Origin of the sequence: Stenotrophomonas sp. 24(2023), assembly GCF_030913365.1 — a bacterium.
Lineage (GTDB): Bacteria > Pseudomonadota > Gammaproteobacteria > Xanthomonadales > Xanthomonadaceae > Stenotrophomonas.
In genome coordinates this window covers 2658210-2670604 of the sequence record NZ_CP133160.1, presented here as the reverse complement: position 1 = coordinate 2670604, position 12395 = coordinate 2658210, and the positions used below count along the sequence as shown (strand labels likewise).

Below are 12395 nucleotides of genomic sequence, written 5' to 3'. Positions count from 1 at the left end.
CAGCTCCAGGCCTTACGCGAAGCTGTCCGTCGCGCGCACCAGCGCGTCGATGTTCTCCGCTTCGAACGCCGAATGACCCGAGGCCGGGCTGATTTCCAGCTTCGCCTTCGGCCAGGCCTTGGCCAGATCCCACGCATTGGCCAGCGGGCAGACCACGTCGTAGCGGCCGTGCACGATCACGCCCGGGATGTCGGCGATGCGGTGCGCGTCGCGCAGCAGCTGGTCTTCCACCTCGAAGAAGCCGCCATTGACGAAGTAGTGGTTCTCGATGCGGGCGAACGCCAGCGCGAAATGCGGGTCTTCGTGGCTGTTGATGAAATCATCATCGACGTGCAGGAAGCTGGTCGCGCCTTCCCATACCGCCCACGCCTTGGCCGCTTCCAGGCGGGTGGTTTCGTCGTTGCTGGTCAGGCGGCGATGGAAAGCCGAGATCAGGTCATGGCGCTCCACCGCCGGAATCGGCTTGAGGTAGTGCTCCCATGCATCGGGGAACAGGCGATTGGCGCCTTCCTGGTAGAACCATTCCAGTTCCCAGCGACGCAGCATGAAGATGCCGCGCAGGACCAGCTCGGTCACCCGCTGCGGGTGCGTTTCTGCGTAGGCCAGCGCCAGCGTCGACCCCCAGCTGCCGCCGAACACCTGCCAGCGATCGACCTTCAGGTGCTCGCGCAGTTTCTCGATATCGGCAACGAGATCCCAGGTGGTGTTGTCCACCAGGTCGGCGTGCGGGGTGGAACGGCCGGCACCGCGCTGGTCGAACAGGATGATGCGGTACTTGGACGGGTCGTGGAACTGGCGCATCTTGTCGCTGCAGCCGCCGCCCGGGCCACCGTGCAGCATCACCACCGGCTTGCCGTCCGGGTTGCCGCACTGTTCGAAGTACAGCGTGTGGCGGTCGTCGACCTTCAGGGTGCCGACGTCATAGGGCGAGATTTCGGGGTACAGCGTGCGCATGCTTGCAACTCCAGGGTGGTGCCCTGCCGGGGCAGGAGAACCTCCATTCTAGGCGCGCTGCCGGCCAAGCGTGACCCGGTCGCGCTGTTCCAGGTCCTGCACGGTCTCCACCTGTTCCAGTCCGGCGGCCTGCAGCAGCGTGCGGATGGGTGCGCCCTGGTCCCAGCCGTGCTCGATCAGCAGCCAGCCGCCCGGCACCAGATGCGCGGGCGCACCGGCGGCGATACGGCGGATGTCATCCAGGCCATCGGCACCGGACGCCAGTGCCGTCGCCGGCTCGAAGCGCAGATCCCCCTGCGACAGGTGCGGATCGCCGCTGGCGATGTAGGGCGGGTTGGTCGCAATCAGGTCCAGGTGCCGGCCCTGCAGCGGCGCGTACCAGTCGTGGCGGCCCTGGGCGAAATGAACGTTGCCCAGTTCATGGCGGGCCGCGTTGCGCGTGGCGACCGCCAGCGCGTCGGCACTGGCATCGGTGGCCAGCACCTGCGCACGCGGCCGCTCGCTGGCCAGGGCCAGGGCGATCGCACCGCTGCCGGTGCCCAGGTCGGCCAGCTGCAGGTCGCGGTCCAGCGGCAGGCGGGCCAGCGCCAGTTCCACCAGCAGTTCGGTTTCCGGGCGCGGGATCAGCGTGGACGCATCCACGTCCAGGTCCAGCGTCCAGAACCCGCGGCGGCCGGTCAGGTAGGCCACCGGCTCGCCGGCGGCACGCCGCGCCAGCAGGGCCTGGAACGGCGCGACCACCTCGGCCGGCAGTGGGTCGGTGGCATGCGCGAACAGCCAGCTGCGCGGGCGCTGCAGCACATGCAGCAGCAGCCACTCCGCCTCGAAGCGGGCCTCCCCGCCGGGCAGGGCGGCCGCAGCGGCGGCCACGGCGTCGCGCAGGGTCATCGGGGCGGTGTCAGGCATGGCGGCAGGGGCTCGGCGGGGGGCGCAGCTTATCCCATCACGGCCCGCCGGGCCGCCGCCCGGGGCGGTCGCGCCGCGGGGTGCGACCCAACGTCGCGGCGTTCAGCTACGGGCACCGCTGGATAAAGGCAGGCTATACGCGTGAAATCACCACCAAACCAACAATCCCTTGTTTTTCATGATGTTGTCCCTATCTCATGAGGGCCTGCCGGGACGCTTGGCACCATTTCGATAGATGAAATCTATTAAATAGATGAAATCTATGGATTGTTCTTATCGAAAGCGAGCCGGTAACCTAGCTCCTGTCGATTCCCCCCGCCCCCTTCATCCAGAGGAAACACGATGTCCCTGATCAACACCCCGATCCAGTCGTTCGAAGCCAACGCCTACCACAATGGCGAGTTCATCAAGGTTTCCGACAACAGCCTGAAGGGCCAGTGGTCCGTCCTGATCTTCATGCCGGCCGCCTTCACCTTCAACTGCCCGACCGAGATCGAAGACGCCGCCGAGCACTACGCCGAATTCCAGAAGGCGGGCGCCGAGGTCTACATCGTCACCACCGACACCCACTTCTCGCACAAGGTGTGGCACGAAACCTCGCCGGCTGTCGGCAAGGCCCAGTTCCCGCTGGTCGGCGACCCGACCCACAAGCTGACCCGCGCCTTCGGCGTGCACATCGAAGAAGAAGGCCTGGCCCTGCGCGGCACCTTCATCATCAACCCGGAAGGCGTGATCAAGACCCAGGAGATCCACTCCAACGAGATCGCCCGTGACGTCTCCGAAACCCTGCGCAAGCTGAAGGCTGCCCAGTTCACCGCCGCCAACCCGAACCAGGTCTGCCCGGCCAAGTGGAAGGAAGGCGAGAAGACCCTGACCCCGTCGCTGGACCTGGTCGGCAAGATCTAAGGGATCCGTTTCCCTCCCCCCTCGCTCCCATGCCCGCCCCGGCGGGCGTGGGGGTGAACCCAAGGCCGCCCGGCCCGCCCGCTTCCGCCAGCCCGCCGTGCCCACGGCCCTGCCCGCAGCGGCCTTCGGTTCACCCCTACCCCACGTTGGTCCGCTACCTTCTACAGCGGTGCCATGCCCCCGTTTTGCCTGAAGCCAGGAGAAAACCATGTTGGACGCCAACCTGCAGTCACAGCTGAAGACCTACCTGGAGCGCGTGACCCGCCCGATCCAGATCACCGCGCACGCCGATGACGGTGCCAAGTCGCAGGAAATGCTGGAACTGCTGCAGACCCTGGACAGCCTCTCGCCGCAGATCACGCTGGACGTGCGCCGCGATGGCCAGGGCCGGGTGCCGTCCTTCGACCTGGGCACCCCGGGCCAGGACATCCACCTGACCTTCGCCGGCCTGCCGATGGGGCACGAGTTCACCTCGCTGGTGCTGGCCCTGCTGCAGGTCGGCGGCCACCCGTCCAAGGCCACCGCCGAGCTGATCGAGCAGGTGCGCAACCTGGACGGCGAGTTCAGCTTTGAAACCTATTTCTCGCTGTCCTGCCAGAACTGCCCGGACGTGGTGCAGGCGCTGAACCTGGCCGCCGTGCTCAACCCGCGCATCAAGCATGTGGCCATCGACGGCGCGCTGTTCCAGGACGAAGTGGAAAAGCGCGAGATCATGTCGGTGCCGACCGTGTACCTCAACGGCGAGCTGTTCGACCAGGGCCGCATGACCCTGGAACAGATCGTGGCCAAGCTGGACACCAATGCCGGCAAGCGCGAAGCCGAGAAGATCGCCGCCAAGGACGCCTTCGACGTGCTGGTGGTCGGCGGTGGCCCGGCCGGCGCGGCAGCGGCGATCTACGCCGCGCGCAAGGGCATCCGCACCGGCATCGCGGCCGAGCGTTTCGGCGGCCAGGTGCTGGACACGATGGCCATCGAGAACTTCATCTCGGTGAAGGAAACCGAAGGCCCGAAGCTGGCCACCGCGCTGGAACAGCACGTGCGCGAGTACGAGGTGGACATCATGAACCTGCAGCGCGCCACCGCGCTGGCCCCGGCCGGCGATGACGGCCTGGTGCAGGTGACGCTGGAGAACGGCGCGGTGCTCAAGTCGCGCTCGGTGATCCTGTCCACCGGCGCGCGCTGGCGCCAGATGAACGTGCCGGGCGAGGACCAGTACCGCAACAAGGGTGTCGCATACTGCCCGCACTGTGATGGTCCGCTGTTCAAGGGCAAGCGCGTGGCGGTGATCGGCGGTGGCAACTCCGGCGTGGAAGCGGCCATCGACCTGGCCGGCATCGTGTCGCATGTAACCCTGCTGGAATTCGACAGCGCCCTGCGTGCCGACGACGTCCTGCAGAAGAAGCTGCGCAGCCTGAACAACGTCACCGTGCTGACCAGCGCGCAGACCACCGAAGTGCTGGGCGATGGCAGCAAGGTCACCGGCCTGGTCTACAAGGACCGCATCGGCGGCGATGCCCACCGCGTCGAGCTGGAAGGCATCTTCGTGCAGATCGGCCTGCTGCCGAACACCGAGTGGCTGAAGGACACCGTGTCGCTTTCGCCCCGCGGCGAGATCATCATCGATGACCGCGGGCAGACCAGCGTGCCAGGCGTGTTCGCCGCCGGTGATTGCACGACGGTGCCCTACAAGCAGATCATCATTGCCATGGGCGCCGGTTCGACCGCCGCACTGAGCGCGTTCGACCACCTGATCCGCTCGTCCGTCACCCCCAAGAGCAGCGGCGCTGTCGCCGAAGCTGCCTGATCCGCCGTTCCCGGGTCATCGGGAACACCATTAGTCCGCTGGGTAAGCCACGCCGTCCCGGTCCATTACCCCAAGAGGTCTAAGGATGAACCTACGTGATCTGAAATACCTGGTGGCCCTGGCCGAGCACAAGCATTTCGGCCGGGCCGCCGCATCCTGTTTCGTCAGCCAGCCCACACTGTCCACCCAGATCCGCAAGCTGGAAGAAGAGCTGGGCGTGCCGCTGGTGGAGCGGGCCCCGCGCAAGGTGATGCTCACCCCGGCCGGCCAGGACGCCGCCGCGCGTGCCCGGGTGATCGTGGCCGAAGTGGAGCAGATGAAGGAAGCCGCCCGCCGCAGCCGCGACCCGGAGGCGGGCACGGTGCGCCTGGGCATCTTCCCCACGCTCGGGCCGTACCTGCTGCCGCATGTGATTCCGCGCATCCGCGACCGCTTCCCGGAACTGGAGCTGCTGCTGGTGGAGGAAAAGAGCGACGTGCTGCTGGACCGCCTGCGCGAAGGCAAGCTGGATGCCGCGTTGCTGGCCCTGCCGGTGGTCGATGACCAGCTGCACGCCGAGTTCCTGTTCGAGGAACCGTTCCTGCTGGCGGTGTCCGGCCAGCACCCGCTGGCCACCCGCGAACACCTGGACGTGCAGGAACTGGCCACGCAGAAGCTGCTGCTGCTCGAGGACGGGCACTGCCTGCGCGACCAGGCGCTGGAGGTCTGCCGCCTGTTCGGCGCCAACGAGAAATCCGAATTCCGTGCCACCAGCCTGGAAACGCTGCGGCAGATGGTGGCCGCCGACGTGGGGATCACCCTGCTGCCCAGCCTGTCGGTGCAGCCACCGGTGCCGCGCTCGACCAACATCCGCCTGATCGATTTCGTCGGCGAAGGCCGCCCCAGCCGGCGCATCGCCATGATCTGGCGCCGCAGCTCGGCCATGCACGGGTTCCTGGCCGAACTCGCCGAGCAGTTCAAGCGCCTGCCGCAGAAGCTGTTCACCCTGGACGAACAGGCCCGGCTGGCATCGCTCACCTCGGCCGCCACACCCGGCCCCGTGCTGAACGGCTGATCCGCAGCGCGGCAGCGCCGGTACGGCAGGCAGTCGATTCCGGGCGCGAATGTCCCCACAATACAGACAGGCGGTGCCAGAAGGCGCCGCCTTTTGCATGGTCCATCACCAAGGAGTTTTCCCATGACCACCGCCAGCGGCCTGCCGCCGTCAATCACCGTTTCAAGCCACGACATGGACCGCCTGGACGCCATGCTCGATTCTCCCGCGCTGAGCCAGACGCCTGCCGCGCTCGCGCTTGCCCAGGAACTCAACCGTGCCACCGTGGTGGCCCCGGACCAGATTCCCGCTGGCACCGTCATGATGCATTCGCGCGTGGAATGCCAGGATGAGGTGTCCGGCGAAACCCATGTGCTGACCCTCGTCTTCCCCCGCGAAGCCAATGTCGATGAAGGCAAGGTATCTGTGCTGGCGCCGGTCGGCAGTGCCCTGCTTGGCCTGTCGGTGGGCCAGAGCATCGACTGGGCCGCACCGGGTGGCCGCAAGCTGCGCCTGCGCGTCATCGCCGTCCACAACGATCGTCCCTGAACCCGCTGCGCACCGCGCGCGATCCGTTTTCCTGCCAGGAGTTGTCCATGAGTACCCCGTCCAAACTGTCCCAGCTGCGCGAACTGTCCGTGGTCGTTGCCGACACCGGTGACTACGACGCCATCAAGCGCCTGAAGCCGGTGGACTGCACCACCAACCCCACCCTGGTGAAGAAGGCGCTGGACCTGCCGGTCTACGCCGAACTGATCGCACGCGAGCTGGCCTGGGGCCGGCAGCAGGACGGCGACCGCGATGCGGTCGTCAACGCCATCGCCGACCGCCTGACGATCGGCGTGGGCACGCTGCTGAGCACGCTGGTCCCGGGCCGCGTGTCCACCGAGGTCGATGCCGACCTGGCCCACGACACCGCCGCCACCGTGGCCAAGGCCCGCCAGTTCGTCCAGATGTATGCCGATGCCGGCGTGCCGCGCGAGAAGATCCTGATCAAGATCGCCGCGACCTGGGAAGGCGTGGAAGCCGCGCGCATCCTGCAGGCCGAGGGCATCGACTGCAACCTGACGCTGATCTTCAACCCGACCCAGGCCCTGGCCTGCAGCGAAGCCGGCGCCTACCTGATTTCCCCGTTCGTCGGCCGCATCCTGGACTGGTACGTGGCCCACGGCCAGGCCCCGGCCAGCATCGACGAGGACCCGGGCGTGGTGTTCGTGCGTGGCGTGTACGCCGAGTTCAAGCGCCGTGGTTCGTCGACGGTGGTGATGGGCGCCTCGTTCCGCTCGACCGCGCAGATCGAAGCGCTGGCCGGTTGCGACCGCCTGACCATTTCACCGGACCTGCTGGAAAAGCTGGATGCCGACCATGGCGAGCTGCCGCGCACGCTGGTGGCTGGTGCGGCTGACGGCGCAGCGGTGACCCCGATCGATGCGGCCACGTTCGCCGCGGACCTGGCGGCTGACCCGATGGCGACCGAGAAGCTGGCGACGGGTATCGATGCGTTTGCCAAGGATCTGGACGCCCTGCGCCAGCGGATCCGTTCGGAGCTGTGAGTGCAGCCAACGGCTGAGCCCCTCGTGGCGGGGGGCTGGGTCGCGAGAGGCATGAAGCAACAGCCGCGCTGGGCCGGGCGGGTTGGGTTCGCGGGACACGCCGCAAGTACGTCCATGTAGGCTCGTAGGCGCCATCCATGGCGCCTGCGGTCCCGCGAACCCAACCCGCCCGTCCTCTGACAGTTTCCGGTGGCCGCCCGCCACGGAAAAAAGAAAAAAGAGCAACAGCGGGTCGCGCGCTTCGCTTGCTCGCAGCCGAGCATGGCTCGGCTCTACAGGAAGCAGAAGAAAAAAGAAAAAGGACGCGGCAAAAGCCGCGTCCTTTTTCTTTTCCATCAGTTCGCCACCAACCAATGCTCTTGCCCGCCGTCACCGGGAACCTGTCGAAGGCGGGACGGGGGCGGCTGGCAGGACCGTTGGCGCCATGGATGGCGCCATCGAGCCCCCATGGACGGGTTTACGGCGTGTCCTGCCAGTCGCCCCCGTCGCGCCCAACCACCAGCAACCCAGAGCCGCTTTGGCTTTGGCTTTGGCTTTGGCCGTAGATTCTGCCCGCTGCAGGCGGACCACCGCGCGTCAGCGCGGCGCCTCCACATCCAGCCCGATCGGGCAGCTCACACCGGTGCCGCCAATCCCGCAGTACCCGTTCGGGTTCTTCGCCAGGTACTGCTGGTGATAATCCTCGGCGTAATAGAACGTGGGTGCCGGGTGCACGATCTCCGTGGTGATCGCCCCATGGCCCGCCGCCGCCAGCTGCCCTTGGTAAGCCTCACGGCTGGCCAGCGCCGCCTGGTACTGCGCCTCGTCGGTGGCATGGATCGCCGAGCGGTACTGGGTGCCGGTGTCGTTGCCCTGGCGCATGCCCTGGGTCGGGTCATGGCTTTCCCAGAACAGCTGCAGCAGCCGCTCCAGGCTCACCACCGCCGGATCGAACACCACCTGCACCACTTCGGTATGGCCGGTCAGGCCCGAGCAGACCTCTTCATAGGTCGGGTTCGGGGTGATGCCGCCGGCATAGCCCACCGCCGTGCTGTACACGCCCGGCTCGGTCCAGAACTTGCGCTCGGCCCCCCAGAAACAGCCCAGCGCGAAGCGGACCTGCTGCAGGCCGGCAAAACGGTCCTTCAGCGGATGGCTGTTCACGTAGTGCTGGTTGCTGTGCAGCGGCAACGGCTGGTCGCGGCCCGGCAGCGCCTCTTCCGCGCGCGGCAGCCGCTGCTTGAAGGCCCCGATGCCGAGGATGCCCTGACCGATTCCCAACATGGTGCGCTCCTACGCCGGCAGGCCGGCAATGTCGTCTGCATCGGACATGGGGTCGGCCGGGCCGTGGCCCAAGTCCAGCGCGGCCACGATGTCCTCCGCCTGCGGGCGGGCGGCGTCCGGGATGCCCACCCGCAGCACCCCGAACAGGGGCAGCTCGCCCATCCCGCCCAGCAGCTGCTCGCCGAACACGAAGGCCGGAATGCCGGCATCCTCCAGCGCGTGCTTGACCAGATGGGCGTCGAACAGGTTGTCGGCCTTGTACACGATGTGCATGGGCGGTTCCTCGGGACAGGGCTCCAGCATACGCCCGGGTGCTGAATGCCGCCGCTGCGCCCGCCAGGCACGGCCGGGGCTGCCCAGGCGGGCCGGGCAAGGCTGCCCCGTACGCGCTAGACTGTTGGTCTTTCTGCCCTTTTTCGCCCCCGCCTCATGTCCGAGCACACCCCCGCCAGCCCCGAGACCTCCACCGACAGCCACGAGAAGCGTGATTTCGTCCGCCAGATCGTGCGCGAGGACCTGGCCAGCGGGAAGCACCAGGCGATCAAGACCCGTTTTCCGCCCGAGCCCAACGGCTACCTGCACATCGGCCACGCCAAGTCGATCTGCCTGAACTTCGGCATCGCCGGCGAGTTCAGCGGCGTGTGCAACCTGCGCTTCGATGACACCAACCCGGCCAAGGAAGACCCCGAGTACGTCACCGCCATCCAGGACGACGTGCGCTGGCTGGGCTTTGAATGGAACGAGCTGCGCCACGCCTCGGACTACTTCCAGGTCTACTACCTGGCCGCCGAGAAGCTGATCGCCCAGGGCAAGGCCTATGTCTGCGACCTGTCGGCCGAGGAAGTGCGCGCCTACCGCGGCACCCTGACCGAGCCGGGCCGCCCCTCGCCGTGGCGCGACCGCAGCGTCGAGGAAAACCTGGACCTGTTCCGCCGCATGCGTGCCGGTGAATTCCCGGACGGTGCACGCACCGTGCGCGCGAAGATCGACATGGCCAGCGGCAACATCAACCTGCGCGACCCGGCGCTGTACCGCATCAAGCACGTCGAGCACCAGAACACCGGCAACGCCTGGCCGATCTACCCGATGTACGACTTCGCCCATGCGCTGGGCGATTCGATCGAGGGCATCACCCACTCGCTGTGCACGCTGGAATTCGAAGACCACCGCCCGCTGTACGACTGGTGCGTGGACAACGTGGACCTGCCGCACGACGACGCGCTGACCGCGCCGCTGGTCGATGCCGGGCTGCCGCGCGAGGCCGCCAAGCCGCGCCAGATCGAGTTCTCGCGCCTGAACATCAACTACACGGTGATGAGCAAGCGCAAGCTGATGGCGCTGGTCACCGAGCAGCTGGTGGACGGCTGGGAAGACCCGCGCATGCCGACCCTGCAGGGCCTGCGCCGCCGTGGCTACACCCCGGCCGCGATGCGCCTGTTCGCCGAGCGCGTGGGCATCAGCAAGCAGAACTCGCTGATCGACTTCAGCGTGCTCGAAGGCGCGCTGCGCGAAGACCTGGACAGTGCGGCCGCGCGCCGCATGGCCGTGGTCGACCCGGTCAAGCTGGTGCTGACCAACCTGCCCGAAGGCCACGAAGAGCAGCTGACCTTCAGCAACCACCCCAAGGACGAGAGCTTCGGCAGCCGCCAGGTGCCGTTCGCCCGCGAGGTGTGGATCGACCGCGAAGACTTCGCCGAAGTGCCGCCCAAGGGCTGGAAGCGCCTGGTCACCGGCGGCGAAGTGCGCCTGCGTGGCGCCGGCATCATCCGCTGCGATGAGGTGGTCAAGGATGCCGACGGCACCATCACCGAACTGCGCGGCTGGCTGGACCCGGAATCGCGCCCGGGCATGGAAGGCGCCAACCGCAAGGTCAAGGGCACCATCCACTGGGTCAGCGCCGTGCATGGCGTGCCGGCGGAGATCCGCCTGTACGACCGCCTGTTCTCGGTGCCCAACCCGGACGACGAATCGGAAGGCAAGACCTACCGCGATTACCTCAACCCGGAATCGCGCCGCACCGTCACCGGCTATGTCGAGCCGGCCGCCGCCAGCGCTGCCCCGGAACAGTCCTTCCAGTTCGAACGCACCGGCTACTTCGTCGCCGACCGCCGCGATCACAGCGAAGCCACGCCGGTGTTCAACCGCAGCGTGACCCTGCGTGATACCTGGTCGGCCTGATCCTGTTCCATCGGCGCGGCCCCCGCGGGCCCGCCACCTGAACCTGCCGCATGCCGCCCCGCCCCCGTCACCGGGGGCGGGCTACACTGCGCGCCGACTTTTCCTGTTTTCCGCACACGAGGCCCCGCGATGCTGTACGCGCAAGTCCACCTGACCCTTCCCGCCTGGATCCACGACCAGATCGACCTGGGTCGTCGCTATCCCGGCGATGAGGACAAGGTCGCGCTGGCGATCGCGCTGTCGCGGCTGAACATCGAGCACGCCACGGGCGGCCCGTTCGGCGCCGTGGTGTTCGGCCCGGACGACACGGTGATCGCCGCCGGCGTGAACCGCGTGGTGCCGCATGCCACTTCGCTGGCGCACGCGGAGAACATGGCCTACATGCTGGCCCAGCAGCGCCTGCAGACCCCCCGCCTGAACGCGGTGCTGTCCAGGGTCACCCTGGCCACCAGTTCGCAGCCGTGCTGCCAGTGCTACGGCGCCACGGTGTGGGCCGGCATCGACCGCCTGTTGATCGGTGCCAGCGCCGCCGACGTGGAAGAACTGACCCCGTTCGACGAAGGCCCGCTGCCGGCCGACTGGGTGGGCGAACTGAACAAGCGCGGCATCGAGGTCGTCCAGGGCCTGTGTCGCGATGACGCCCGCAGCGTGCTGCGCGCTTACGGGGAAGCCGATGGCACCCGCTACTGAGGCTGGCATCGGCCTGCTGTGCCTGTGCCGCCAGGGCTTCGAGCCCGAGCTGGCCGGCGAACTGCAGTTCCGCGCCGGTGACGCCGGTTTTGCCGGCTATGCGCGCACCCAGCGCAATGACGGCTACGTGCTGTTCATGTGCGATGAGGCGGCGTCACTGGCCCCGCAGCTGCCCTGGCGCGAGCTGATCTTCGCCCGGCAGAAACTGCTGGTGCTGGCCGAACTGCCGCAGCTGGACCCGGCCGACCGCATCACCCCGATGCTGGACGTGCTGGCCGATGCGCCACGCTTTGGCGACCTGTGGGTGGAACACCCCGATTCGGATGCCGGCAAGCCGCTGTCCGGCCTGGCCCGTGCCTTCGGCAATGCGCTGCGCCCGGCCCTGCGCAAGGCCGGCAAGCTCAGCGACAAGCCCAGCAACCGCCTGCCGCGCCTGCACGTGGTGTTCGTCGACGGCACCCACGCCTTCGTCTGCGTGGCCGACCCGGCCGACAGCGCACCGTGGGCGCTGGGCATCCCGCGCCTGAAGCTGCTGCCCGACGCCCCCTCACGTTCAGCGCTGAAGCTGGACGAAGCGCTGCTGACCCTGCTGGCCCCGGACGAGCGCGAAGCACTGGTGAAACCGGGCATGCGCGCGGCCGACCTGGGTGCCGCCCCCGGTGGCTGGACCTGGGTGCTGACCCGCCAGCACATGCAGGTACTGAGCATCGACAACGGCCCGCTGCGCCAGCACGTGCTGGACACCGGCCTGGTCGAGCACCTGCGCGCCGACGGCTTCCACTGGCATCCGGAGCAGCCGCTGGACTGGATGGTGTGCGACATGGTCGAGCAGCCGCGTCGCGTGGCCGAGCGCATGGCCACCTGGTTCCGCGAGGGCTGGTGCCGGCATGCGATCTTCAACCTGAAGCTGCCGATGAAAAAGCGCTGGGACGAGACCCGGCTGTGCCTGGACCTGTTCCAGCAACAGGCGGGCAAGCCGCTGGTGGTACGTGCCAAGCAGCTGTACCACGACCGTGAGGAAATCACGGTGCTGGCCTCGCCGCTGCGTTGACGCGCGGCCGCTTGCCGGCGGTGCATCACCTCCGCCGGGCATGGCCCGGCGCTACCG

Annotated in this window: 12 protein-coding genes; 8 read left to right on the top strand and 4 right to left on the bottom strand. The window is 67.8% G+C overall.

The features are described 5' to 3' along the window. Positions 1-12: 12 nt before the first annotated feature. The gene (pip, locus tag Q9R17_RS11825; protein ID WP_308154838.1) at positions 13-954 is read right to left on the bottom strand and encodes a prolyl aminopeptidase; all 942 of its coding nucleotides are present in this window, start codon (positions 952-954) and stop codon (positions 13-15) included. 48 nt (positions 955-1002) lie between these two features. Further along, positions 1003-1860: a peptide chain release factor N(5)-glutamine methyltransferase gene (gene prmC, locus Q9R17_RS11820; RefSeq protein WP_308154837.1), complete on the bottom strand. Its 858-nt coding sequence runs from the start codon at positions 1858-1860 to the stop codon at positions 1003-1005. A gap of 342 nt (positions 1861-2202) precedes the next feature. Between prmC and ahpC the strand changes: the two genes are divergently transcribed. The 5 genes from ahpC to Q9R17_RS11795 all read left to right on the top strand — a co-directional run bounded on the left by ahpC (position 2203) and on the right by Q9R17_RS11795 (position 7156). Next, entirely contained in the window at positions 2203-2766 is a 564-nt protein-coding gene (ahpC, locus tag Q9R17_RS11815; protein ID WP_308154836.1) for an alkyl hydroperoxide reductase subunit C, read from the top strand. A 208-nt stretch (positions 2767-2974) separates the two neighbouring features. After that, positions 2975-4570, top strand: coding sequence for an alkyl hydroperoxide reductase subunit F (gene ahpF / locus Q9R17_RS11810; protein ID WP_308154835.1), 1596 nt, complete (start codon positions 2975-2977; stop codon positions 4568-4570). Between the two features lie 85 nt (positions 4571-4655). Continuing rightward, positions 4656-5624: a LysR substrate-binding domain-containing protein gene (locus Q9R17_RS11805; protein WP_308154834.1), complete on the top strand. Its 969-nt coding sequence runs from the start codon at positions 4656-4658 to the stop codon at positions 5622-5624. Positions 5625-5747: 123 nt separating this feature from the next. Continuing rightward, positions 5748-6152, top strand: a complete 405-nt coding sequence (rnk, locus tag Q9R17_RS11800; RefSeq protein WP_308154833.1) for a nucleoside diphosphate kinase regulator — start codon at positions 5748-5750, stop codon at positions 6150-6152. 47 nt (positions 6153-6199) lie between these two features. Continuing rightward, positions 6200-7156 (top strand): transaldolase, encoded by a 957-nt coding sequence (locus Q9R17_RS11795; RefSeq protein ID WP_308154832.1) that lies wholly within the window; start codon positions 6200-6202, stop codon positions 7154-7156. Positions 7157-7732: 576 nt separating this feature from the next. Here Q9R17_RS11795 and msrA read toward each other — a convergent pair. Continuing rightward, complete coding sequence (gene msrA, locus Q9R17_RS11790) at positions 7733-8398, bottom strand: peptide-methionine (S)-S-oxide reductase MsrA (protein WP_308158334.1); 666 nt, start codon at positions 8396-8398, stop codon at positions 7733-7735. A gap of 30 nt (positions 8399-8428) precedes the next feature. Next, complete coding sequence (locus Q9R17_RS11785; RefSeq protein ID WP_308154831.1) at positions 8429-8692, bottom strand: DUF2007 domain-containing protein; 264 nt, start codon at positions 8690-8692, stop codon at positions 8429-8431. 156 nt (positions 8693-8848) lie between these two features. On the opposite strand from Q9R17_RS11785, the gene Q9R17_RS11780 reads away from it, so the two are divergent. The 3 genes from Q9R17_RS11780 to rlmM all read left to right on the top strand — a co-directional run bounded on the left by Q9R17_RS11780 (position 8849) and on the right by rlmM (position 12338). Continuing rightward, complete coding sequence (locus Q9R17_RS11780; RefSeq protein ID WP_308154830.1) at positions 8849-10597, top strand: glutamine--tRNA ligase/YqeY domain fusion protein; 1749 nt, start codon at positions 8849-8851, stop codon at positions 10595-10597. Between the two features lie 129 nt (positions 10598-10726). Next, positions 10727-11287 (top strand): nucleoside deaminase, encoded by a 561-nt coding sequence (locus Q9R17_RS11775; RefSeq protein WP_308154829.1) that lies wholly within the window; start codon positions 10727-10729, stop codon positions 11285-11287. Next, positions 11271-12338, top strand: a complete 1068-nt coding sequence (gene rlmM, locus Q9R17_RS11770) for a 23S rRNA (cytidine(2498)-2'-O)-methyltransferase RlmM (protein ID WP_308154828.1) — start codon at positions 11271-11273, stop codon at positions 12336-12338. The genes Q9R17_RS11775 and rlmM overlap by 17 nt, the downstream gene beginning before the upstream one ends. Positions 12339-12395: the final 57 nt, after the last annotated feature.